This window comes from Taklimakanibacter lacteus, assembly GCA_003576695.1.
GTDB classification, from domain to species: Bacteria; Pseudomonadota; Alphaproteobacteria; order Rhizobiales; family Aestuariivirgaceae; genus Taklimakanibacter; species Taklimakanibacter lacteus.
In genome coordinates this window covers 214,939-237,332 of the sequence record QOZQ01000003.1, presented here as the reverse complement: position 1 = coordinate 237,332, position 22,394 = coordinate 214,939, and the positions used below count along the sequence as shown (strand labels likewise).

Below are 22,394 nucleotides of genomic sequence, written 5' to 3'. Positions count from 1 at the left end.
CCATCTCTTTGATTTGCGCATCGGATTATCCGAAAACCGGGATGGCCGGGTTAAACCCGGCCACAAGCTTTTCGGTCCGATGCTCCAAAAAAGAAACGGCCGGAGCCGCACACGCCGTCATGTGCGACCCAGGCCCGCCGTCAGTTTCAGATTAGCCAATTCGATTTATAGGCTCCAATACCCGCACACCCATCGTAGGCCTCCGTCGGTGTGCATCAGTCGCCGTCCTGATGGCGCGATTCCTACCCAAATTCGGCGGCAATTGCAGTGATGGCCGTCACTTTTTTGCGTGCTAACATGGTTAGCGTGCAAATATTCTGGCGAAACCGGCGGTTTTACCGGCCGGATCAATATGTGAGGGGCAATGACGACAAGATCTCCGCGCATGCCCGGCATCCTGCCGGCCCTGCCCGAACACCTGTCAGCGCTGCTGTTCTCGAGCACGGAACGGCGTCACCTCGATGCCGGCGAGGTGCTCTTTGCTGCCGGGGACGCCGGTGACGGCTGCTACCGGCTTGAGCACGGCCTCCTCAAGGTGGTCATAAGCTCGCCCAAAGGTGACGAACGGATATTGGCCCTGCTCAGGCCAGGAGCACTCGCCGGCGAACTTGCCGTCATCGACGGGCAGCCACGGTCGGCATCGGTCGTAGCCGTCAGGGCGTGCGAGCTGAGCTTCATCAGCCGTGCCGTTTTCGAGAAATACACGCGACAGCATCCGGAAATCTATCGCTATCTGGTCAATGTGCTGGCGGCCCGGTTGCGTGAAACCGACAATGCGGTGGCGGCCGCCAGTTTCATGACCGTCAAGGCGCGCCTGGCGCGCACCCTGCTCGAGCTCGGCGAACTGCTCGGCGAAGAGGAGGACACAGGGCGCGTCGTGGTCCGTCACAAGATCCACCAGAGCGACCTTGCGGCGATGGCCGGAGTGGCGCGCGAGAATGTGAGCCGGGTTTTCAGCGACTGGACACGGCGCAAGACGATCTCACGATCGTCAGGCTATTATTGCCTCAACGACATAGCGACGCTCAAACGCAGCGTGGATTCCTAGAGTGTCGGGCGTTCTCATAGAATCGGCCCCGCGCTTTATCTCTTTGTTTGCGCATCGGGTTATCCGAAAGCCGCTTCGCACCTCCCGGCCCGACGCTCAAGAGGTGAGATTCCTCCCCATTCGTCATGGCCGGGCTTCGACCCGGCCATCCAGCCCATCCGCCAAACAGCTGCGCGCCGTAACGACTGGATGGCCGCCTCAAGGGCGGCCATGACGAGTTGGGAGGACGACCGTCTCAGAATGCTGATGCATTGAAATCCCTTGTAGCTTAGCCAGGTTCGCCAGCGGAATATGGCAGCGCAGCGCGTGCCCTGGCTCGGCTTCCGCGAGCGGCGGCTCCTGTGTCTCGCAAATAGGCCCCAGCTTGCGCGGGCAACGAGTGTGGAAGACGCAGCCCGAGGGCGGGTTGCTGGCGCTCGGGATCTCTCCCTCGAGCTTGATGCGCGCCCGCGACGCGCCGTCGAGCTTCGGCACCGCCGACAGCAGCGCCTCGGTATAGGGATGATGGGGGCCGGAGAAGACGCGCCCGGATGAGCCCAGCTCCATGATGCGGCCGAGATAGAGGACGGCGATCTTGTCGGCGAGATAGCGCACCACGCCCAGATCATGCGAGATGAAGACATAGCTCACCTGCTTCTCGGCCTGGAGATCGGCCAGCAGATTGAGGATCGCCGCCTGCACCGAGACATCGAGCGCCGAGGTCGGCTCGTCGCAGACGACGAGGCGCGGCTCGCCGGCGAAAGCGCGCGCGATCGCCACGCGCTGCTTGAGGCCGCCGGAAAGCTGGCGCGGTTTGGCGCTCAGATGGCGCTCCGACAATTTCACCGAGCGGATGAGGTCGCGGAGACGCGCCTTCAATGCTTCCCCACTCAGTCCGGCGAGCTGTTTCAGCGCCCGGCCGATGACATGGCGGATCGAATGGGCACGGTTCAGCGCCGAATCGGGGTTCTGGAAGACGATCTGCATCGCCTTGACCTCTTCATCGGTGCGCTCATCGAGCAAAGGCGGCAGCGTCCTGGCATCGAAGGAAATCGATCCGCCGGCATCGGGCGGCAGCAAGCCCAGCAGAAGCTTGGCGAAAGTGGTCTTGCCGCTACCCGATTCACCGACAAGGCCCAAGGTCTCGCCCACCTCGATGGTCAGCGACAGATCGGCGACCGCGCGCAGATTGTGGTCGCGCGAGCGAAAGGTCTTGTTGAGATTGTCGATCCTGAGGACCGGTTCCGGCGCCGTCCGGTGCGCCAGAGACCTCACTTCGGCCGGCGTCTGGCGCGGCAGCTCACCGGCGCGTGTGTGATAGTGGCAGCGCGAGAAGCGCCCGGCCAGATCGATGAGCGCCGGCAGCTCACGCCGGCAGCAGTCATCGGCCAGCGCGCAGCGTTCGGCGAAGGGACAGCCGGTGATGATGGCGCCCGGCAGCGGCAAGGATCCCGGGATCGTATCCAGGCGGTTCTGGCCCTTGTGCTCACCGGCGCGCGGCAGGCATCTGAGCAGCGCCACCGTGTAAGGATGGCGCGGGTCACGGAACAGAGCCTGCGTCGGGCCCTCCTCCACCAGCATGCCGGCATAGAGCACGCCGACCCGGTCGCACATCTTGGCCACCACCGCGAGATTGTGGCTGATGAACAGGATCGAGGTCCTGAATTCGCGCCGGAGCTCGGCGATCAGGTCGAGCACCTCGGCCTCGACGGTGGCATCGAGGCCGGTCGTCGGCTCATCGAGAATGAGAAGTGCCGGATCCTTGGCGAGTGCCATGGCGATGGCGACGCGCTGCTGCATGCCGCCCGACAGTTCATGCGCATAACGCTGCATGACGCGGGCCGGATCGGAAATGCGCACGCGCTTCAGCATCCCGGACGCGCGCGCCCGCGCGTCGCCGGCCGAGGCGCCGGCCAGCTCGAAAATCTCGGCGATCTGGCGGCCGACGCGCAAGGTCGGGTTCAGGGCCTTGCCGGGATCCTGATAGACCATCGACACGGTCCTGGCACGCAGCCGGCGCAGCGCGTCGCGGCCGAGCGTCGTGACATCCTCCCCGGCAATGGCGATGCGCCCGCCGGTGACGCTGCCATTGCGCGGCAGATAGCGCACGGCCGCCAAAGCGGCGGTCGACTTGCCGCAACCCGACTCGCCCACCAGCCCATAGGCCTCGCCTTCGCCGATGCGGAAGCTGACATCGCGCAGCACCGCCCGGTCGCGGCCCCTGGCGTGATAGGCGACATCGAGATGATCGAGCACCAGCGCGTCAGTCATCGAGCGCTCCCTGGACGCCATCGGCCACCAGGTTGACGCCGATGACGAGCGAGGCGATGGCGAGCGCATCGAACAGCACCGTCCACCAGAAGCCGCCGCCGATCATGCCGTAATTGGCCGAGACGCTGAGGCCCCAGTCGGGCGATGGCGGCTGGATGCCGAACCCCATGAAGCTCAATGTGGCGACCGCGAAGATGGCGTAGCCGAGCCGCACCGTCGCCTCGACCAGGATGGGGGGCAGAACATTGGGCAGGATCTCGACGAACATGATGTGGAGCGCATTCTCGCGCCTGAGCCTGGCGGCGGCGACATAATCGAGCTCGCGCTCGGACAGCACGGCCGAGCGCACGGTACGGGCGATGATCGGCGAGAAGGAAAGGCCGATGACCGAGACGACGGTGAAGGTCGAGGTGCCGAGCGCCACGATGGCAAGAAGCGCTATGATCACCACCGGCATCGCCATGAAGGCTTCGAGCACACGGCTCACGACGTCATCGACGATCCCGCGGAAATAGCCGGTGACGAGGCCGAGCGCCGTGCCGAAGATGGTGGCGATGAGCGTCGCGAGCGGCGCCACGGTGAGGATGTCGCGAGCGCCGACAATGACGCGCGAGAACACGTCGCGACCGAGCTGGTCGGTGCCGAACCAGTGCTCGGCCGAGGGCGGCATCAGGGAATTGATGATGTCGTCGGCCAGCGGGTCATAGGGTGTGAAGAACTCGCCGAACAGCGCGCAGAAGATCCAGAACAGCAGGATCACCGCGCCGGCCAGGAAAGTGCGCGAGCGGCCGAGGGCCGCCAGCAATTCGGCAAGCCGGCCGCGTTCCCGGCCGGGCGTGATGTCGGCGGCACTCATCTTTCGGCTCCCAGCCTGATGCGCGGGTTGAGCAGCGAATAGGTGATATCGGCAATGAGGGTGGCCGTCGCGAAGACGATGCCGATGATCAGGATGCCCGCTTCCAGCACCGGGAAATCCTTGCCGCGCGCCGCCGTGAAGATCAGCGAGCCGATGCCCTGATAGCGGAACAAGGTCTCGACCACGACCAGGCCGCCGATCAGATAGCCGGCCTGGGTGGCGATGACGGTGATGGTGGGGGTGAGCGCATTGCGCAGCACATGGCGGCGGATGACGGTGTGCCAGGGCAGGCCCTTCAGCACGGCGGTGCGCGTATAGTCCGACTCCAGCGCCTCGATCATGCCGGCGCGCGCCATGCGGGCGATATAGCCGAAGAGCACCAGGAACAGCGGCATCGAGGGCAGGATCAGATGATAGAGCTGGACCCAGAAGCCCGCCCCTTCCGGCCAGGCCGCGGCGATCGGCAGCCATTTGAGCCAGATGCCGAAGATGAGAATGAGCACGATGCCGGTGACGAATTCAGGCAGCACAGTCGCGGTGAGACCGCTCAGGCTGATGATGCGGTCGAGCGGGCGATTGACATTGAGGGCCGCGACGACGCCGCCCAATATGCCGATGGGCACCACGATGATGAAGGCGACGGCGGCGAGCTTCAAGGAATTGACCAGCGCGTCGAGCACGAAAGGCGCCACGGGCGAGCGGAAGACATAGGACGTCCCCATGTCGCCCTGGACGAAATTCGAGATCCAGTCCCAGTATTGGACGAGATAGGGCCGGTCGAGGCCAAGCGAGTGGTTGAGCGCCTGCACGGCCGATTCCTCGGCAAAGGGACCCAATATAGCGCGCCCGACATTGCCCGGCAGCACCTGGCCGCCGAAGAACACCATGAGGCTCAAGAGGACGAGCGTCACCAGCGACAAGGCAACGCGGCGAAGGATGAATGCGGCTATGGACGACTCCCCTGTTCGAAAGACCTGCCAGCCGAAGTCGAAGCTCCGGCCGGCAGGCCTATTCCAGAGCGCTCCCTTATCGCCAAAGTCGAGCAACTTTGGCGGGGAGCGCCTGCGGTGACAGCCCCATTCGATCAGGTCTTGGCGGCGCGGTCGAGGAAGATTTGCGACATCGCCGTCGGATTGACGCCCGTGACACCTTTGACGCTTGCCGACAGGTAATCGAAGAAATAGCCGTAGATCACCGGCGTCTCCTCGAGCAGCAGCTTCTGGATCTTGCCCGCATCGACCTTCTGCGCCTCGAGATCGAGGGCGGCGATATAGCTCGCCGCCAGCGTATCAAAATCCTTGTTCTTGAAATGGGCGGCATTCCAGGTGCCCTCGCTGCGCAAGGGTGCCGAGAGATAGACATTGGGCACGCCGCGATGGCCGTAATCGGTGATGCCCATGGTCGAATCGAGCCAGTTCGATTTGCCGAAGACGGCGTCGCCATAGTAGGTGCCCGAATCCATGACATTCAGCTCGATGTCGATGCCGATTTCCTTCACGGCATTCTGGATGAGCTGGGCATATTCCGGAATCTCCTGATAGCGCTGGGTGGTCAGCGTGATCTTCGTTTCGGGCTTGATGCCCGCTGCCTCGAGGAGCTGCTTCGCCTCTGCAATATCCTTCTGGCGCTGCGGCACCGATGCATCGGTCGAGGGATAGACCGGCGCGAAGGGACTGTCATTGCCGGGTTGCGCCCGGCCGCGCATCAGGCCCTTGACCAGCTTGTCGCGATCGAGGCTGAGCGCGATGGCACGGCGCACGCGCGGATCCTTGAAGGGATCCATGTCGTTGCGCATATGGACTTCATGGTGGGTGGCCGAGCTCTGGCTGATGATCGAATAGGCGGGATCATTGAGAAGCCCGGCGCCTGCCAGAACCGGCAACTGGTTGATGACATCGACCTGGCCGCCCTGCAGCGCCAGGATCTGCGGCTGGATGTCGGCGAAGAAGACGAACTCGACCCTGGCCGGCAGCGCCTTCTCGCCCCAGTAATCCTCATTGCGCACGAAGGACGCGCCGATCTTGGGCGTGTATTTCTCGAGCTTGAAGGGCCCGGTGCCGACGAAGTTCTTCTCGAAGTCATCGGCGTAACTGGCCGGCAGGATGATGGCGTTGTAGTTGTCGGAGGACAGGAGATACGGGAAATTGCCGTTGGCGGCATCGAGATGGAACTCGACCGTATAATCGTCGACCTTGCGGGCAGCGCCCTTGGAGAGGACGCCCGAGAACACCGAGAGCGCGTTCGAGGAATTGGCCGGATCGGCGAGACGGTTGATGGTCGCGACGACGTCGTCCGCCTTCATCTCGCTGCCTGAGTGGAATTTCACGCCCTTGCGCAATTTGAAGGTCCAGACTGTCCCCTTGTCATTGGGCGCCCAGCTTTCGGCCAGCATCGGCTTCAGGACGAGATCGGGCCCGTCCATGCACAGGAACTCGCCCGTCTGCTGCAGCATCACGAGGCCGCCGACATCGGGCACCTTGACGGGATCGATGGCGCCATTGGGCGCGCTGCAGGCGACGCGGATGGTGGCGCCGGCGGCACCTTCGGCGCGTGCCGGAGCGGCGATCACGCCGAAGCCGGCAGCCGCGCCGATCCGGCCGATCAGCGGCAGCGACAGGCCGAGCAGACTGCCATGGCGCAGGAATTCGCGGCGGCTGACGCGACCGGCGACAAGCCCGTCGATCAAATGGTTCTCGATCGGCGACCGGCTGCGCCGGATGAGGTCGAGCAAACGATAGTCTTTCATGGTCTGTCCCTTTCCCTGTTTGGCTTTGCGAAATGCGAAGCGAGTCTCCCTTTTCTCAGCTCAGCGGCAGGCGCCGGTATGTGCCCGGTTTATCCGGGTCGTGATATTTGTTGCAGGGTCCGCGTTTGAGAAAATCTTGATGGCAGGCGGAAAGTTTTTCAGCGGACAGCGTGACGCCGAGGCCCGGCCCCTCCGGCACGCGCACGAGATTGTTCTTCAGCGCGAATGGCCCCTCCTCGATCACATCCGTCATCTGCATGCGGAACAGCGACTGGTTGGGCTCGCGGATCCAGCCAAGTGCTGCGCAGAGATGCAAATAGGCGGCGCTGCCGATGCCGCTGTCGCCGCTGTAGCACCAGTAGTCGATGCCCGAATGCTCGCAGGCGCCGATGAAGCGGACAAGCCGGCCGATGCCACCCAGCACCGTCGGGTTGCTGACAATGGCATCCGGCACGCGCAATTCACCGGCGCGCGCGATGTCCACATTGTGGGTGGAAAAAGGAATGGAGCAATGGCGGCGCAATTCGCGCATGTCCTCGATGGTCGCGACCGGGTCTTCCCAGTTGCGGATGCCGAGCTCCTCCAGAGGCCGCGCCAGCTGACGCGCCGTCGCCAGCGAATAGGCCTGGTTGGAATCGATGCGGATCATCACGCCATCGCCAAGCCGCTTGCGGATCAGCTCAACCACCTTGAGCGAAATCTTCGGGTCCGCGGTCGAGAACTTGCCTTCGAAGAAGGTCGTGCCATGCCGCTCATGCAGCGACTGGCAATAATCGGCCACCGCTTCCGGCGTCTTCTCGCCCTTGACGGCGCCATCGCCCCGCAGCGAGAAATAGTCGGTGAAGGGAATGTCCTTGCGCACGGCGCCGCCCAGAAGCTGATAGAGCGGCTGGTTCCACGCCTTGCCGCGCAGATCCCACAAGGCCATCTCAATCGCGCCAAAGGCCATGATGCGGCTGCGGTCATTGATGCTCTGAACGCCGGTCCAGTAAGGCAGCGACACATGCTCGGCGCCGGCGATATCGAAGGCATCGCGGCCGATGAGATTGGGCGCCAGACTTTCCGTGATGATCCGGGCCGCGGCCGGTGTCGGCGCCTCACCCAGTCCTGTCAGCCCCTCCTCCGTCTCGACCTCGACGATGGTCGGCGAGAAGCCGTCGAGCTCGCCGAACACCCAAGCGTAAGGCGCATCGAGCCTGAGATTGATCGGCGTCGCCGTGATCCTGCGGATCTTCATTTGCCTTGGCCCAGTTCGAGGAAGGGGTTGCCGAGCCGCTCGGCCAGCACGTCGATGCCGAGGCCGGGGCCGTCAGGAATGCCCATGCGGCTTCCGTTGACCGGCGGCGGCGCCACCGCCGTCTTCACCGTCACCCAGTCATGGAAGGCGATGGCATGGAGGCGACGTTCTTCCGGCGTCGACAGCGACAGATGCGCCATGGCGGCGGTGTCGATCTCCGCACCACCCGTATCCTCGACCGTCACCATGAAGCCCAGCTCGACGGCGAGATCGCGCAAAGCCCTTGTCTTCGAGACGCCGCCGATACGTGAGATCTTGAGGGTCAGGCCGTCGGCCACTCCCTTGCGATGGATCTCCAGCAGGTTTTCCAGCGTGACGACCGATTCATCGAGCACCATCGGCTTGCCGAGCGAACGCCTGACCGACAGGCATTCATCGATCGAGACGCAAGGCTGCTCGAACACATAATCGATCTCGCGCGTCGCATCGGCGAATTGCCTCGCCTGGAAGGGCGTCCAGCCGGCATTGGCATCGCAGAAGATCACCGTGCCTTTCGGCACCGCAGCCGCCACCGCCGTCACACGCTCGATGTCGCCCTTGACGTCACCGCCGACCTTGACCTGCAGGCGCCTGAAACCATCGCCCACAATGCGCTGGGCCAGCTTTGCCATCGTATCGACCGATCCATGGGTGACGACGCGATAGAGCTCCGCCGTCTCGCTCTCGCGTCCGCCCAGCAAAGTAACGAGCGGCGCATCGGCAGCGCGGGCGGCGAGATCGCAGCAGGCCATGTCGAGCGCCGACTTCACATAGGGATGGCCCTTGAAGACGACATCCATCAGCCGGTTGACCTGCGCCAGAGCACGGGGATCGCGGCCGAGGAGATGCGGCGCCAACTCGGCGACGCCCGCTTGCGCGCCAGCCGCGAAGGCGTCCGAATAGAAAGTGCCGAGCGGGGCCATCTCGCCCCAGCCGACGAGGCCATTATCGGCTCCGAGGGAGACGATCACCGCATCGAAAGCATCGGCATGCCGGCCTTTCGACATCTTGTAAGGCCCATCCACAAAGGGCTGCAGCACGCGATAGGCCTTGATCGTCTCAATGCGCATTCTTCACTTCCGGTTCGTTTCGAGGCTGTGCGCATAGCTCAGCAATTCTTCAAAATCCCAATCGATATGCTCGCGCGCATGGCGCTTGGCGGCAGCCATGTCGGCGCCCTTCAGCAGGCGGACATAGTCCTCATGCATGTCGACCGCCGGCACCGGCTCGTTGCGGGCCTGCTGATGCAGCGCGAAATACATCTGCAGCCGGCGCGCCAGGCGCTGCCAGGTGTCAAGGAGGAGCGCATTGTCGGCCCATTCGTAGATGAGACTGTGCAGGCTGAGCGCCGTCTCGATCTGGCGGGTGGTGTCGAGCGCCAAGGTCGCCTGCTTCACTTGCGCATGGCGGCGGTTGAGCTCGACAGCGAAGGTCTCATTGCGCAGCGGCCAGACGCGCTCGATGGCGAAATCCTCGAGCGCGTGATGCAGCCCATAGGCATCCGCGATGTCCTTGGCCGTGACATTGATCACATAGGCCCCGGCATAGGGGATATTGGTGAGGAGCCCCTCCTGCACCAGCTCGCGGATCGCCTCGCGCAGGGGGGCGCGGCTCACGCCCATTTGCTCGGAAATGCGCAGCTCATTGACCTTCTGGCCGGGCTCGAGCTGGCCGGTGAGGATGGCGCGCCTGAGCCTCGCCACGATCTCGGCGCGGCGGGTCGTATCGACAATCGGCTCGAATTCAAGCTTGGCCATGGCCGCCCCGGAAGGAGTCTGGAACGGCGAATCAATCACATTGTCGACAATCTAGCAATATGACAGCTAAGCGAGAGCCGGCGAATTCACGGATTTCACACATTCGACAGCGAACCAGCCCCGGAAAGCCATGACAACGGCGCGCCTGGCACTTCTGAGCGGGACGGTCAGGCAATAAGGCTGGTTCAGTTCCAGGGCGCGACCGATCGGCCTGACGAGCCTGCCCTGCTCGACCGCTTCGGCAGCAAAAAGCCCCTGGCAAAGCGCTATTCCGAGGCCTGCCAGAGCAAGATCGAGGGCTGCCGCGGATGAGTTGACCGTCAAGCCGCGCTGGATTTCCCTCCCGGGTGCGATTGACATCGCCTCGAACCAGCCACGCCAGGAAGGGAAAGCGGCAGCCGCCGGCCCCCAGTCGGTGTGGATCAAGGGCATGGCGAGCAGATCACGCGCATCGCGCAGCGGACCATGCTTCTTCAGCAAAGCCGGCGTGCAGACAGGATGGACAGCATCGGTGACGATCGGCTCGGCGTCATGGTCGCGCTGATCGAAGCGCCCGTAGGAAAGCCTTATATCGATGAGGTCGCGTTCGAACGCGATCGGCTCCTCCTCGCCCCTGACGAAGATGTCCGCCTCACCATGAAGGCCGATGAAATCTGGCAGACGTTGGGGAAGCCAGCTCGTGGCCACCGATGACGGGACCGACACGACAAGGCGCGCGCGCTGCGCGCCACCCATGAGGCTGCGGGCGACGCCGTTCACTTCCTCGAAAGCCAGCGTCAGGCGGGGCAGGACCTCGCGGCCCGCTTCGGTCAGGACGGAGCGGCGGTTGATCCGATGGAACAGCTTGCGCCCGACATGATCCTCGAGCGTGGCGATGAGCTGGCTAACCGCGGCGGGAGATATCGAAAGCTCCCGGGCGGCCGCGGCAAAACTGCCGGTGCGGGCGGCGGCTTCGAAGGCCTGCAATGTCCTGAGCGACGGGAGCGCATTCATAAGTTTATCTTACCATAATGACAGGAATAGTCATTTTACGAAAGATGGTTTGTCGAATAGATTTCCGGCCATGGACCACCGCGAGATCATCACCTCCCTGTCGCAGGCCCAGCGCGACCAGCTGACCGAAAAATCGGATCGGCCGGGACTGACCGGCCTGCTTCTGCATTGGGGCGGCATCATCGTTCTGGGCATGCTGATCGCGATGAAGGTGCCGTTCTGGCCCCTGCTCATGATCCCGCAAGGCATATTGATCGTCTTCGTCTTCACCCTTCTGCATGAGACCATTCACCAGACCGCCTTTCGCAGCGCGTGGCTCAATGAGGCGATCGCGCGCGTGGCGAGCTTCCTGATTGCGCTGCCGGCGGACTGGTTCCGCTATTTCCACTTCGCCCATCACCGCTACACCCAGGATCCCGAGAAGGATCCGGAGCTCGCTTTCGCGAAGCCGGAAACGCCCAGGCAATATATGGTGCATGTGTCCGGCCTGCCCGTCTGGTGGGGCCATCTGAAGACGCTTGCCAACAACGCATCGGGACGCTGCCGCGACAGCTTCGTGCCGGCCAAGGGGCACGGCAAGGTACGCATGGAGGCCCGCGCGATGATCGCCGCCTACGCGCTGGTGATCGGGCTATCGGTCTATCTCAAGACACCGGTCCTGCTGTTTGTCTGGATCATTCCAGCCTTGATCGGCCAGCCTTTCCTCAGGCTTTATCTTCTCGCCGAGCATGGACGCTGTCCCTATGTCGCCAATATGCTGGAGAACAGCCGGACGACGCTGACCAACATCCTTATCCGCAAGCTCGCCTGGAACATGCCCTATCATGCCGAGCACCATTCCTATCCGGGCGTGCCGTTCCATCGGCTGCCGGAATTCCACGCTTTGATCGAGACACATCTCAAGCAGGTGGAAAAGGGCTATGTCCGGTTCAACGCCAGGTACCTCAGCGAAATGAGCTAGGCGCGGCTTTTCATCTCGTCCGCCAGCTCGCCATAGCCGACAAAACGATATTCATAGTCGAGGCCCAGGCGCCTGGCGGCGGCCATGGCGCGCTTGGCGAGCTCTTCATCGCGGGTCTGGGCGATATAGACGATCTTCCTGTAATTGCCGAAATACATGGGCAGCAGCTCGGGATGGCGGTCGAGGCCCATGCCGGCCCAGATCAGCTTGTCGAAATGGCGGGCCAGGTAGTCGGTGAGGAAGAAGGACGTCATGTCCTCGTCTTCCCGGCGCTTGAAAGCGTCATTGCCGGAGAAGAAGGCATAGCAATGGGGGCCTGGAATACGCTCGACGCCCTCCTCCTCGAGCAGCTTGTCGAGCAGGCCGCCGGTGCCGCAATCGCCATAGAGCACGAAGATCGACTTGTACTTGCCCTTGGCCTCGCGGATCTTGTCGCGGATGGCGGGCACGATGAATTGCGGCGTGTTGTGCCATTTGGCCGGCAGGCAGGCGACGTCGAAGGCCGTCCAGCGGTTGGTCTCGATCAGGTCGACGATCTCGCGCGCCAACGCCCCGCAGGCGATCAGGAGCACATGGCCCTGGCCGTTGAGGAATTCGAATTCCTCGGAAGGTTTGACATTGACGAAGGTCATGCGCCGAACCTCATTTCGGCGCCCGGGATCACGCAGACGCCGCCAATAGATTGTGCTTGCGCTTCATGAAGTCCTTCGCCGTCTCGACCGCGACCGCGGCGTCACGGCAATAGGCGTCAGCGCCGACAGCCTTGGCGAATTCCTCATTGAGAGGAGCCCCGCCAACCAGCACTATATAGTCATCGCGCATGCCTTTTTCCTTCAGCGTGTCGATGACCACCTTCATATAGGGCATGGTGGTGGTGAGCAGCGCCGACATGCCGAGGATGTCGGGCTGATGCTCGGCGATCGCATCGAGATATTTCTCGACCGGGTTGTTGATGCCGATATTGATGACCTCGAAGCCGGCACCTTCCATCATCATGGCGACCAGGTTCTTGCCGATGTCGTGGATGTCGCCCTTGACGGTGCCGATCACCATCTTGCCGAGGCGCGGCGCCCCGGTCTCGGCGAGCAGCGGGCGCAGGATGGCCATGCCAGCCTTCATCGAATTGGCGGCGAGGAGCACTTCCGGCACGAACAGGATGCCGTCGCGGAAGTCGATGCCGACGATGCGCATGCCCTCGACCAGCGCCTCGGTCAGGACCTTGTAGGGGGTCCAGCCACGCTCCAGAAGGATATGCACGGCCTCTTCGACCTCTTCCTTGAGGCCGTCATAGAGGTCGTCATGGACCTGCTGGGTCAGTTCCTCGTCGTTCAAGGACCTGAGATCAAGTTCGCCTTCGTCGCTCATTTACTGGTCTCCCGGCAAGGGCGTAGGCGTTTCCTTTTCGCCAAAGTCGAGCAACTTTAGCGGGAAGCGCTCTCGCCGTTCTTCTGAAGGCTAAATTAGCGCAAGGCAAGGGTTATTCCCCATCACCTGCGACAGGGATAGGGCAGAAACCGACCAGCTCTGGAACGGACCTGACGAGGGTGCTATGCGGAGGCCCCGCCAGCCAGAGTTCCCCCATGCCCCTACCTGCCTTCCCGATCGATGCCATTCGCGCCGAGTTTCCCGCCCTTGCCCAAAAGGACGGCAATCTTGCCCGGATCTATTTCGACAACCCGGCCGGCACCCAGGTGCCGCGGCAGGTGATCGACCGCACGCTCGAAGCGATGGTCGCGAAAAACGCCAATCTCGGCGGTTATTTCTCGACCACGGTCGCGGCCGATGAGCTGGTGAACGAAGCTCATCAGGCGATGGCGGATTTTTACCATGCCCGCTCGCCGCGCGAGATCGTCTTCGGCCAGAACATGACGACGCTGACGCTCCATATGTCGCGCTGCCTCGGTCGGAGATTGAGCCCCGGCGATGAGATCGTGCTGTCGCGCATGGACCATGACGCCAATGTGGCGCCCTGGCTGCTACTCGCCGAGGACCGCGGACTCACCGTGCGCTGGATGGATTTCGATCCGGAGACTTACGAGTTTGCCGAGGACGCTCTCACAAGCGTACTCAGCCCCAAGACGAAGCTCGTCGCCATGGGCTTTGCCTCCAACTGCACCGGCACGATCAATGACGTGAAGCGTTTCGCCGCGGACGCGCATCAGGCAGGCGCCCTCTTCTATGTCGATGCGGTGCAGCTCGCGCCCCATTGCGGCATCGATGTCCAGGAGCTCGGCTGCGATTTCCTCGTCTCCTCGGCCTACAAGTTCTTCGGTCCGCATCAGGGCATTCTCTGGGGCCGCGAGGCGCTGCTCGAAGAGACCTTCAGCTACAAGGTGCGCCCGGCCGGCAACGACCTGCCGCATAAGTTCGAGACCGGCACGCTGAGCCACGAAGGCATGGCGGGGACGCTGGGCGCCATCGACTATCTGGCAAGCCATGGCGACACACCCGGATCGTCGGCGAAGACCTATGACCATATGTCGGCGCGCGGCGCACGCATCCATCGCGCCTTCGATGTCTTCACCGACTGGGAGCATCATCTGTGCAAGCGCCTGATCGATGACCTGACGCCGTTCAAGGGCCTGAAGATCCGCGGCATCACCTCGGCCAATGCCGTGCATCGGCGCGTGCCGACGGTTTCCTTCACCCTCGATGGGCATAGTCCGGAAGTGCTGGCCAAGGCCTTTGCCGCCAGGAACATGTTCGTCTGGTCCGGCCACAATTACGCGGTCGAGCCCGTCACCCGCATGGGTCTCATGGACAAGGGCGGGGTGCTTCGCGTGGGCCTCGCCCATTACAACACCGAGGCCGAGGTCGATGCCTTCATCGCCGGGCTCGCTGAGATCGCCCGATAGGGATATTGCGAACGGAACGTTGTCACAGACGGAATTAACGCTCGTTCCCAAGCGTTCATAGGCGTAAGCTTGCCGGCGCCGGGAGACATCAGATGAGCGACACTTCACGCAATCCGGACCTGTCACCCTGGGTGCGCATCTTCACGGGCGCCGCCCTCATCGTGCTGATCGCGGGGCCGTTGCTGCTCTTCGCCCCGCAGGTGATCGCGCCGCGCTGGCCCTGGGCGATCGCGCCCTTCAATGCGCGCTTCCTCGGCGCCGTCTATGTCGCGGAGATGCTGAGCCTTGCCGTGCTGTTCCTGCAGAACCGCTGGTCGCCGGCGCGCGCGAGCTTCGTGGTGGCTTTCATCTTCACCTTCGTCGTGTCGGTCGCCTCGCTCATCCATCTCGAGTCCTTCGTCGGCACCCGCCGGGTGACCCTTTGGTTCATCCTCTATGTCGGCTACGCCGCGCTCACCGGCGGTGCCCTTCTGCTCTATCGCCGCCTGCCGGCCGTGCCGATGCTGCCCGTCGATGACGGCTTCCGGCGATTGCTGCTGATCGCCGGCGCCGTGATGACGCTCTATGGCGCTTTCCTGTTCGTGGCCCCCGGCATTGCCGCGGGCTTCTGGCCCTGGGGCATCGATGCGATGCATGGGCGGATCTACAGCGCGGTGTTCCTGGCGCCCGGCCTCGGAGCCTTGCTGCTGGCGCGCTCGGCGGCGCGCGAGGAATGCTTCGTCGGCGGCGTCTTCAATGGCAGCCTGGGCTTTCTCGCCATCATCTCCCTGCTGCTCGCCCATCTGCAGACCGGGCGTGCCAACTTCGCGAGCCCCGGCACCTGGCTGTGGCTCGTCATCTTCGCCGCCATCAGCGGGCTGGGGCTTATGATGGTCCGGGCTTCGCGGGCGACAGCTTGAGGATCATGCCGTCATCCTCATCGGTGATGACATAGAGACTGCCGTCGGCGCTCTGCGCCACGTCACGGATGCGAAGACCCAGCTCGCGCAGCAAGCGCTCCTCATGGATCACCTTGTTGCCGTCGAGCTCGAGGCGCACCAGCGCCTCTGCCCTGAGACCGCCGACAAAGAGATTGTTCTTCCATTGCGGGAAGAGCGCGCCCGTATAGAAGGCCATGCCGGAAGGGGCGATCACCGGCGTCCATTGATAGATAGGCTGCTCCATGCCGGGCATCTCGCTCCTGCCGCTGCCCACCGGCGTGCCGTTATAGTTCACGCCATAGGAGATGACCGGCCAGCCATAGTTCTTGCCGGCCTGCGGGATGTTGATCTCATCGCCGCCCCTCGGCCCGTGCTCGATCTCCCATAGCTCTCCCGTCGCCGGATTGATCGCCGCGGCCTGCGGGTTGCGGTGGCCATAGGACCAGATTTCCGGCAGGGCATCGGGCTTGTTCACGAAGGGGTTGTCGCCCGGCACCGTGCCATCCTCCATCAGGCGGACGACCTTGCCCAGATGCGAGTCGAGCTGCTGCGCCTGGACGCGGAATTTCGCCGCCGAGCGTTCGCCGAGCGTGACGAAGAGATGGCCACTGCCATCGAAAACCAGGCGGCTGCCGAAATGCATGTTGCTGCGCAGCTTCGGCTTCTGGGAGAAAATCACCCGGACTTCGTTGAGCGTGGTGGCATCCTCGCCCAGCCGGCCGCGCGCCACCGCCGTCGAGTTGCCGCCCTGTCCCGCTTCCGAGAAGCTCCAATAGATGAGGCGGTTCTCGGTAAAGTTCGGATGCACGGCGACATCGAGCAGGCCGCCCTGCCCGCCGGCATCGACCTTGGGAACGCCCTGGATCGCCTCGCCGATGCTGCCCGCCTGGGTGACAATGCGCATCCTGCCGCCGCGTTCGGTAACAATCATGCGCCCATCGGGCAGGAAATCGATCGCCCAGGGATGCGGCAGCCCATCGGCAATCGTGTCGACGGCGATCTTGCCCTTCTCGGTGTCGAAATTTTCCGCAGCGACAGCGGGGATAGCGCCAAGAAGAGCCAGCGAAAGCACCAGGACAAGCCGCATCTATCTCTCCCGAAATTCGCGAATCGATAGGAAAGATAATAATCCCAGCTTAAGTTCCCAACTCACCGATAGTTTACTTCCGCAGCCGCGAGTGAAGCTCCTTCAGGCTCTTCTCACAGCGCTCGGCGATCTCATCGACATCCTTCTCGGTGACGATGAGGGGCGGCGAGAAGCCGAGCGTGTCGCCCATGCAGCGGCCGATCAGCCCGTTGTCATAGGCGATCTGGTCGAAGGTGAGCCCCGCCTGCAAGGCCGGATCGAAGGGCGTGCGGCTTTCCCGGTCGGCCACGAGCTCGATGCCCAGCATGAGCCCAGCGCCCCGCACATCGCCAATGATCGGGAAGCGGTCGGCCATCGCTTCGAAATGGCCGCGCAGTCTGGCACCCATCCTGCGCACATGCTCGACGACATTCATCTCATTGTAGATGGCGATGGTCTCGAGGGCCACCGCGACGCCGACCGGATGGCCCGAATTGGTGAAGCCATGGCCGAAGGAGCCGCCGGCCTTGTTGAATTCATTCACCGCCTCATAGATCTCAGATCTGAGCACGACGGCGGAAATCGGGAAGTAGGACGAGGACAGGCCCTTGGCGAGCGACATCATGTCGGGCTTCATGCCGACCGTCTCCTTGCCGAACCAGTTGCCGGTGCGGCCGAAGCCGCAGACGATCTCGTCGCCGAGACAGAGAATGTCATATTTGGCGAGCACCGCCTGCAGCCTGGCGAAATAAGCCCTGGGCGGGACGATGATGCCGCCACCGGCATTGATCGGCTCGGCGATGAAGGCGGCGATCGTATCAGGCCCTTCGCGCAGGATGAGCTTCTCGAGCTCGCCCACCAGCCGGCCGATGAACTGATCCTCGCTCTCGCCGGCGAGCGTGCCGCGATAGGGATCGGGGCACAGCGTGTGCAGGAAGCCCGCAATCGGCAGGCCGAATTCGCGATGCATGAAGGTGAGGCCGCACATGGAGGCGGCGGCAATGGTCGAGCCGTGGAAGGCGCGGTCGCGCGCGATCACCTTGCGTTTGGTCGGCTTGCCGCGCACCGTGTGATAGACCCAGGCGAGCTTCACCATCGTTTCGTTCGCTTCCGAGCCCGAGGTGGCGAAATAGGCCTTGCCGCCCTTCATGCCGGTGAGCTCGAGCAGCGTCTCGGCAAGATCGGTCGCCGGCTCATGGGTGCGGTTGAAGAAGGTGTGGTAGAAGCCGAGCTCGCCATACTGCTTCGTGGCGGCGGCGGCGAGCCTGGCATTGTTGAAGCCGAGCGAAGCGCACCACAGGCCCGCCATGGCATCGATATAGGGCTTGCCGGCATCGTCGAAGACGCGGATGCCTTCGCCGCGCGTCACGATCAGCGGCCCCTGCTCTTCGAAGCGCCTGGGATTGGTCTGCGAATGAAGATGCGCCTTGACGTCGCGGCCGGCGATCGAGTTCGGCTTGAAATGCTGGTTCATGGCAGTCTTTCCTTGATGATCATGACAGAAGCTCGCCGCTTTCGCGGTCGAAGACGAGGAGTTGGGCTGAATCGATCTCGGCAAAAACGGCGGCGCCGGGGCTCAGCCGCGCGAAGCCCGGCAGGCTCGCCACCAGTGTGCCGCCTTCCCAGCCGAGCGTCACATGGGTGGCGGGGCCTACCGGTTGCACGAGCCGCACGGTTGCGGGGATGCCGGAGTGCCCGAGCCTTACATGTTCGGGCCTCACGCCGATCTCGACCTGCCGTCCGGGCCGGAGACTTCGCACGAGCGGCAAGGTGACGGATCCGATCCGGCAGGCGGACATGTTGCCAAAAGCGACGGTCTCGCCCGCCGCCAGCTCGATGCGCGGGCTGCCGATGAAGGTCGCCACATAGCGCGTCGCCGGGCGGGCATAGATCTCTTCCGGCGTGCCGAGCTGCTCGATGCGGCCTTTGTTCATGACCGCGATCCGGTCCGAGATCGACATCGCCTCCTCCTGGTCGTGGGTGACGAAGATCGAGGTGACGCCGAGACGCTGATGCAGTTCCTTGACCTCGGCACGCATGCGCAAGCGCAGGCCGGCATCGAGATTGGAGAAGGGCTCGTCGAACAGGAAGAATTTGGGCTCTCGCACCAGAGCGCGGCCAATGGCAACACGCTGCTGCTGGCCGCCCGATAATTGCGACGGCAGGCGATCGAGCATGGCGGAAAGCTCGAGCGAGGCTGCAACTTTCTCGACGCGGCGCGCGACCTCGACCGCATCGAGCCCCCGCATCTTCAAGGTGAAGCCGATATTGCGGGCAACCGTCATATGCGGATAGAGCGCATAGTTCTGGAACACCATCGCGACATCGCGCTCGACCGGCGAGAGATCGTTGACGCGCCTGTCGTTCATCAGGATGTCGCCCGATGTCACGTCCTCCAGGCCGGCAACCATGTTGAGAGTCGTCGTCTTGCCGCAGCCCGAGGCGCCCAGCAAAGTCACGAACTCGCCTTCGCTGATGATGAGATTGACATCGCTGCAGGCCTGATAGGGGCCGAAGGATTTCGAGACATGCTTCAGTTCTATGGCGGGCACGGCGATCTTCAGCCTTTCATCATGCCGTCCGCGAAGCCGCGGATGATCTGGTTGCGGAACAGGATGGCGAGCAGGATGACCGGCGCCACGCTGATGACGGCGGCGGCCATCATCTGGCCGAAGACGGTCTGGTACTGGCCGGCGAAATTGGCGATCACCAGCGGCGTGGTCTGCGCCTGCTGGCGGGTCAGGATGAGGGCGAAGAAGAACTCGTTCCAGGCTTCGACAAAGGCGAAGACGGCGGCGGCGCTCAAGGGCGGCAGCGAGATCGGCAGGATGATGTGCCAGAAGGTGGCGAAGATGCCGGCGCCATCTATGGCCGCCGCTTTCTCGATGCCGGCCGGGATGCCGAGGAAGAAGCCGCGCAGGATCCAGATCACGATCGGCAGGTTGAAGGACAGGTAGACGACGCCGAGCGAGAGCACATTGTCGATGAGGCCGAGCCGGCTGATGACGATGAAGAGCGGGATGGCGATGGCGATGCCGGGCAGCATCTGGGTGGCGAGGATCAGGAAGGAGATGTTGTTGGCGCGCGGCACCGGCAGGCGGGCCAGCGCATAGGCGGCCGGTGCGCCCAGCGCCAGAGCCAGCGCCGTCGAGAAGACCGCGACGATGAGGGAGTTCACGATACCCCGCCCGAGTGAGGCGGCAGCACCGATGACGGTCGAGAAGTTCTCCAGCGTGAAATTCCGCGGACTGAGATCGGGCGGCTGGGCGATCAGCGCCTTCTGCTCCAGCACGCTCGACAGGATGAGCCAGAGAACCGGTCCCGCCGACCAGCAGGTGAAGAGGATGAGCCCGGCTATCACCATGACCTGGCGCAGCGGTCCGCCCTGCTGGAGCCTGGCGAAGGTCATCGCGCACCTTTGATTTCGCGCGGCCACAGCAACCAGACATAGAGGGCGGCCAGCACGAAGGTCAGCGCGAAGATCACATTGGCGATGGCCGAGCCATAGCCCAGATCGAGGAAGTTGAAGGTCACGCGATAGGCAAGGAAATTGAGCAGCGCCGTCGCATCCGCCGGCCCGCCGCGGGTCAGCACGAAGACGAGATCGAAGACACGCAAGGACCAGATGGTCTGCAGCACGATGGCGATGGCGATGACGCCGCGCATGGTCGGCAAGGTCACATTGAGGAAGCTCTGCCAGGGCCCGGCGCCATCCATATAGGCGGCGCGATAGAGCGACTGCGGCACGCGCTGCAGTCCCGCCAGCATCAGCAACGCCACGAAAGGCACCGATTTCCACACATCGACGATGAGCAGGAAATTCAGCGCCGAGAACGGCGTGCCGAGCCAGACCTGGTTGTAGTCGATGACGCCGAGCGATTTCAGAAGCGCATTGAGGACGCCGTAATTGGCGTTGAGGATCCATTTCCACAATACCGCATTGGCGACCGGTGCGATCGCCCAGGGGATGATGAGAAGGATGCGGAAGAAACCCGATCGTCCAAAGGGATGATTGAGCAGCAAGGCGACGCCGAGACTGATCAGCGTCACCAGGATTACCTCCATGACCGAGAAATAGGCCGTGTTGAGCGCCGCCCGCCAGAAGACGGGATCCGAGAACAGCCGGGTGAAATTGCCAAGGCCGATCCATTCCTGGGTGACGGCACCGCCGGCGAGTTGCACCCGCTGCAGGGCCAAGAGGACCGAATCGACGATCGGATAGAACAATATGGCGGCGAGGACGATGAGCGCCGGTGCGACGAAGAACATCCCCGTTCTTCGCCGCCTGTGCTCAACTGTCGTCGTCATGCCGGCCCCCGCCGCCTGTCGATGCCTGTGCTCAGCCGCGCCGCTTGACGATCGCGGTCACGGCATCCTGGGCATCGGCAATCGCCTGCGCCGCGGTCTTGCTGCCCTGCAGCGCCTTCTGCACCTCGGTGCCGATGGCGACCGTCACCTGGTTGTAGTCGGCGGTGACGAAGCTGTCATAGGGATGCTTGGCCTGCTCGAGCACGACCGCGGCATTGGGCGCCTTGGCCTGGACCTCGGGATCGGCGAGCACCGAGAGCCTGATCGGCAGCCAGCCGGTGTCGAGCACCTGGCGCTTCTGCACCTCGGCATCGAGATAGAACTCGATGAGCTTCTGTGCCTTGTCCTGGTTCTTGCTCGCCTTGGTGATGGTCCAAGCATCGGTGCCGTCGATCGAGGCGCTGCCCTTGAGTCCCGCCGGGAGCACGGCGCTCGTCATCTTGCCGACGATCTGCGACTGCTTGGGATCATTGCCGGCATTCCACATGAAGGGCCAGTTCATCATCATGCCGGCACGGCCGGCGAGCAGCACATTGGTCGCATCATTGATGCCGGCATAGGAGATGGAGCCGGGATCGGTCGAGGGCATGAGGTCGACCATCATCTGCAGCGCGGCCACGCCTTCATCGCTCTTGAATGCCGGCATTCCGTCCTCGCCATAGACCTTGCCGCCGGCCTGCTGCAGGAACACCATCCAATAGCTCGCGGTGCCGCCGATGCCGGCCGGATCGCCATAGTTCAAGACGAAGCCGAAGCGCCCGTCGCGGGTCATCTCCTTGGCGCAGGCCTTGAATTCGTCCCAGGTCTTGGGCGCTTCCTTGAAGCCTGCCTGTTCCATCAGCTCCTTGTTGTAGAAGAGGGTCAAGAGCGAGAGGGTGAAAACGGCGCCATAGCGCTTGCCCCCCACCGTGGTGGTGGCGAAGCTGGTGGCCGGCAGGTCATCGACCAGGGCCTTGGGCAGGTTGTCGGCATAAGGGGTGAGGAAGGATTCGAATTCCGGCACCCAGCCGCAATTATAGGTGATGTCCCAGGGTGCTGCCCCCGAGGCGAAGGCCGTTGCCATCCGGTCATGCAGCTGCGGCCAGGCCAGCGTCTCATAGGCGACGGTGGCGCCATTGTCGGCCTGCCATTTGGCAAAGGCTTCTTCGGAGAATTTGGCGGCCCCGGGCGGCGCCGGATCGGGCGGCAGCGGCGAAAAGACATTGAGGGCTGCCGACTGGGCTTTGGCGCCCCCCTCGAACCAGCCGGGCATGGTGGTCATGGCGCCCGCCAGCGCGCCCGTCCCGAGGAATTGTCTGCGGTTAAAATTGTGGACCATTACCAAAACCTCCCTGTTTTCTTTGCTCTCTGAGGAGCAT

The 22,394-nt window shown here is 63.4% G+C and carries 20 protein-coding genes; 4 read left to right on the top strand and 16 right to left on the bottom strand.

Features of this window, described 5'->3' with window-relative positions; genetic code table 11:
• Nucleotides 1-364: 364 nt before the first annotated feature.
• Complete coding sequence (locus tag DT068_RS06745) at nucleotides 365-1,048, top strand: Crp/Fnr family transcriptional regulator (RefSeq protein WP_119389035.1); 684 nt, start codon at nucleotides 365-367, stop codon at nucleotides 1,046-1,048.
• 198 nt (nucleotides 1,049-1,246) lie between these two features.
• Here DT068_RS06745 and DT068_RS06740 read toward each other — a convergent pair whose 3' ends face one another.
• The 8 genes from DT068_RS06740 to DT068_RS06705 all read right to left on the bottom strand — a co-directional run bounded on the left by DT068_RS06740 (nucleotide 1,247) and on the right by DT068_RS06705 (nucleotide 10,926).
• A complete protein-coding gene (locus DT068_RS06740) occupies nucleotides 1,247-3,298 on the bottom strand; it encodes an ABC transporter ATP-binding protein (protein WP_368904488.1) in 2,052 nt (683 codons plus the stop codon).
• Complete coding sequence (locus DT068_RS06735) at nucleotides 3,291-4,154, bottom strand: ABC transporter permease (protein ID WP_119389297.1); 864 nt, start codon at nucleotides 4,152-4,154, stop codon at nucleotides 3,291-3,293. Before DT068_RS06735 ends, DT068_RS06740 begins: the two co-directional genes overlap by 8 nt.
• Nucleotides 4,151-5,092 (bottom strand): ABC transporter permease, encoded by a 942-nt coding sequence (locus tag DT068_RS06730; RefSeq protein ID WP_368904543.1) that lies wholly within the window; start codon nucleotides 5,090-5,092, stop codon nucleotides 4,151-4,153. The genes DT068_RS06735 and DT068_RS06730 overlap by 4 nt, the downstream gene beginning before the upstream one ends.
• Nucleotides 5,093-5,238: 146 nt before the next feature.
• Nucleotides 5,239-6,900 carry an ABC transporter substrate-binding protein gene (locus tag DT068_RS06725; RefSeq protein WP_119389033.1) on the bottom strand — a complete coding sequence of 554 codons (1,662 nt, stop codon included), beginning with the start codon at nucleotides 6,898-6,900 and terminating at the stop codon, nucleotides 5,239-5,241.
• Nucleotides 6,901-6,955: 55 nt separating this feature from the next.
• Nucleotides 6,956-8,137, bottom strand: coding sequence for a mandelate racemase/muconate lactonizing enzyme family protein (locus DT068_RS06720; protein ID WP_119389032.1), 1,182 nt, complete (start codon nucleotides 8,135-8,137; stop codon nucleotides 6,956-6,958).
• Complete coding sequence (locus DT068_RS06715; protein WP_119389031.1) at nucleotides 8,134-9,246, bottom strand: mandelate racemase/muconate lactonizing enzyme family protein; 1,113 nt, start codon at nucleotides 9,244-9,246, stop codon at nucleotides 8,134-8,136. The genes DT068_RS06720 and DT068_RS06715 overlap by 4 nt, the downstream gene beginning before the upstream one ends.
• 3 nt (nucleotides 9,247-9,249) lie before the next feature.
• The gene (locus DT068_RS06710) at nucleotides 9,250-9,933 is read right to left on the bottom strand and encodes a GntR family transcriptional regulator (protein ID WP_119389030.1); all 684 of its coding nucleotides are present in this window, start codon (nucleotides 9,931-9,933) and stop codon (nucleotides 9,250-9,252) included.
• Between the two features lie 66 nt (nucleotides 9,934-9,999).
• Nucleotides 10,000-10,926: a LysR substrate-binding domain-containing protein gene (locus tag DT068_RS06705; RefSeq protein ID WP_119389029.1), complete on the bottom strand. Its 927-nt coding sequence runs from the start codon at nucleotides 10,924-10,926 to the stop codon at nucleotides 10,000-10,002.
• A gap of 70 nt (nucleotides 10,927-10,996) precedes the next feature.
• On the opposite strand from DT068_RS06705, the gene DT068_RS06700 reads away from it, so the two are divergent.
• Complete coding sequence (locus DT068_RS06700) at nucleotides 10,997-11,887, top strand: fatty acid desaturase family protein (protein ID WP_119389028.1); 891 nt, start codon at nucleotides 10,997-10,999, stop codon at nucleotides 11,885-11,887.
• Here DT068_RS06700 and DT068_RS06695 read toward each other — a convergent pair.
• On the bottom strand, nucleotides 11,884-12,519 hold the full coding sequence (locus DT068_RS06695; RefSeq protein ID WP_119389027.1) for a DUF1638 domain-containing protein: 636 nt from the start codon (nucleotides 12,517-12,519) through the stop codon (nucleotides 11,884-11,886). The two genes, DT068_RS06700 and DT068_RS06695, sit on opposite strands and share 4 nt — an antisense overlap.
• A 28-nt stretch (nucleotides 12,520-12,547) precedes the next feature.
• On the bottom strand, nucleotides 12,548-13,252 hold the full coding sequence (locus DT068_RS06690; protein WP_119389026.1) for a corrinoid protein: 705 nt from the start codon (nucleotides 13,250-13,252) through the stop codon (nucleotides 12,548-12,550).
• Nucleotides 13,253-13,467: 215 nt separating this feature from the next.
• On the opposite strand from DT068_RS06690, the gene DT068_RS06685 reads away from it, so the two are divergent.
• The gene (locus DT068_RS06685) at nucleotides 13,468-14,742 is read left to right on the top strand and encodes a cysteine desulfurase-like protein (protein ID WP_119389025.1); all 1,275 of its coding nucleotides are present in this window, start codon (nucleotides 13,468-13,470) and stop codon (nucleotides 14,740-14,742) included.
• Between the two features lie 92 nt (nucleotides 14,743-14,834).
• Nucleotides 14,835-15,641: a hypothetical protein gene (locus DT068_RS06680; protein WP_119389024.1), complete on the top strand. Its 807-nt coding sequence runs from the start codon at nucleotides 14,835-14,837 to the stop codon at nucleotides 15,639-15,641.
• On the opposite strand, the gene DT068_RS06675 is transcribed toward DT068_RS06680, so the two are convergent.
• The 6 genes from DT068_RS06675 to DT068_RS06650 all read right to left on the bottom strand — a co-directional run bounded on the left by DT068_RS06675 (nucleotide 15,607) and on the right by DT068_RS06650 (nucleotide 22,297).
• Entirely contained in the window at nucleotides 15,607-16,749 is a 1,143-nt protein-coding gene (locus DT068_RS06675) for a PQQ-dependent sugar dehydrogenase (RefSeq protein ID WP_119389023.1), read from the bottom strand. The two genes, DT068_RS06680 and DT068_RS06675, sit on opposite strands and share 35 nt — an antisense overlap.
• Before the next feature lie 73 nt (nucleotides 16,750-16,822).
• Complete coding sequence (locus DT068_RS06670) at nucleotides 16,823-18,202, bottom strand: aminotransferase (protein ID WP_119389022.1); 1,380 nt, start codon at nucleotides 18,200-18,202, stop codon at nucleotides 16,823-16,825.
• 19 nt (nucleotides 18,203-18,221) lie between these two features.
• On the bottom strand, nucleotides 18,222-19,280 hold the full coding sequence (locus DT068_RS06665; RefSeq protein WP_162914040.1) for an ABC transporter ATP-binding protein: 1,059 nt from the start codon (nucleotides 19,278-19,280) through the stop codon (nucleotides 18,222-18,224).
• A gap of 8 nt (nucleotides 19,281-19,288) precedes the next feature.
• Entirely contained in the window at nucleotides 19,289-20,137 is an 849-nt protein-coding gene (locus DT068_RS06660) for a carbohydrate ABC transporter permease (protein ID WP_119389021.1), read from the bottom strand.
• Entirely contained in the window at nucleotides 20,134-21,036 is a 903-nt protein-coding gene (locus DT068_RS06655; RefSeq protein ID WP_119389020.1) for a carbohydrate ABC transporter permease, read from the bottom strand. Before DT068_RS06655 ends, DT068_RS06660 begins: the two co-directional genes overlap by 4 nt.
• A gap of 31 nt (nucleotides 21,037-21,067) precedes the next feature.
• Nucleotides 21,068-22,297 (bottom strand): ABC transporter substrate-binding protein, encoded by a 1,230-nt coding sequence (locus DT068_RS06650; protein WP_368904486.1) that lies wholly within the window; start codon nucleotides 22,295-22,297, stop codon nucleotides 21,068-21,070.
• Nucleotides 22,298-22,394 lie beyond the last annotated feature (97 nt).

What these genes read in the sequence shown, in the direction of transcription:
- DT068_RS06690 (WP_119389026.1), bottom strand. Translation starts at nt 13,252, where the DNA reads ATGAGCGACGAAGGCGAACTTGATCTCAGGTCCTTGAACGACGAGGAA.
- DT068_RS06660 (WP_119389021.1), bottom strand. Translation starts at nt 20,137, where the DNA reads ATGACCTTCGCCAGGCTCCAGCAGGGCGGACCGCTGCGCCAGGTCATG.
- DT068_RS06680 (WP_119389024.1), top strand. Translation starts at nt 14,835, where the DNA reads ATGAGCGACACTTCACGCAATCCGGACCTGTCACCCTGGGTGCGCATC.
- DT068_RS06685 (WP_119389025.1), top strand. Translation starts at nt 13,468, where the DNA reads ATGCCCCTACCTGCCTTCCCGATCGATGCCATTCGCGCCGAGTTTCCC.
- DT068_RS06695 (WP_119389027.1), bottom strand. Translation starts at nt 12,519, where the DNA reads ATGACCTTCGTCAATGTCAAACCTTCCGAGGAATTCGAATTCCTCAAC.
- DT068_RS06700 (WP_119389028.1), top strand. Translation starts at nt 10,997, where the DNA reads ATGGACCACCGCGAGATCATCACCTCCCTGTCGCAGGCCCAGCGCGAC.
- DT068_RS06675 (WP_119389023.1), bottom strand. Translation starts at nt 16,749, where the DNA reads ATGCGGCTTGTCCTGGTGCTTTCGCTGGCTCTTCTTGGCGCTATCCCC.
- DT068_RS06710 (WP_119389030.1), bottom strand. Translation starts at nt 9,933, where the DNA reads ATGGCCAAGCTTGAATTCGAGCCGATTGTCGATACGACCCGCCGCGCC.
- DT068_RS06745 (WP_119389035.1), top strand. Translation starts at nt 365, where the DNA reads ATGACGACAAGATCTCCGCGCATGCCCGGCATCCTGCCGGCCCTGCCC.
- DT068_RS06705 (WP_119389029.1), bottom strand. Translation starts at nt 10,926, where the DNA reads ATGAATGCGCTCCCGTCGCTCAGGACATTGCAGGCCTTCGAAGCCGCC.
- DT068_RS06655 (WP_119389020.1), bottom strand. Translation starts at nt 21,036, where the DNA reads ATGACGACGACAGTTGAGCACAGGCGGCGAAGAACGGGGATGTTCTTC.
- DT068_RS06670 (WP_119389022.1), bottom strand. Translation starts at nt 18,202, where the DNA reads ATGAACCAGCATTTCAAGCCGAACTCGATCGCCGGCCGCGACGTCAAG.
- DT068_RS06715 (WP_119389031.1), bottom strand. Translation starts at nt 9,246, where the DNA reads ATGCGCATTGAGACGATCAAGGCCTATCGCGTGCTGCAGCCCTTTGTG.
- DT068_RS06740 (WP_368904488.1), bottom strand. Translation starts at nt 3,298, where the DNA reads ATGACTGACGCGCTGGTGCTCGATCATCTCGATGTCGCCTATCACGCC.
- DT068_RS06650 (WP_368904486.1), bottom strand. Translation starts at nt 22,297, where the DNA reads ATGACCACCATGCCCGGCTGGTTCGAGGGGGGCGCCAAAGCCCAGTCG.
- DT068_RS06735 (WP_119389297.1), bottom strand. Translation starts at nt 4,154, where the DNA reads ATGAGTGCCGCCGACATCACGCCCGGCCGGGAACGCGGCCGGCTTGCC.
- DT068_RS06720 (WP_119389032.1), bottom strand. Translation starts at nt 8,137, where the DNA reads ATGAAGATCCGCAGGATCACGGCGACGCCGATCAATCTCAGGCTCGAT.
- DT068_RS06725 (WP_119389033.1), bottom strand. Translation starts at nt 6,900, where the DNA reads ATGAAAGACTATCGTTTGCTCGACCTCATCCGGCGCAGCCGGTCGCCG.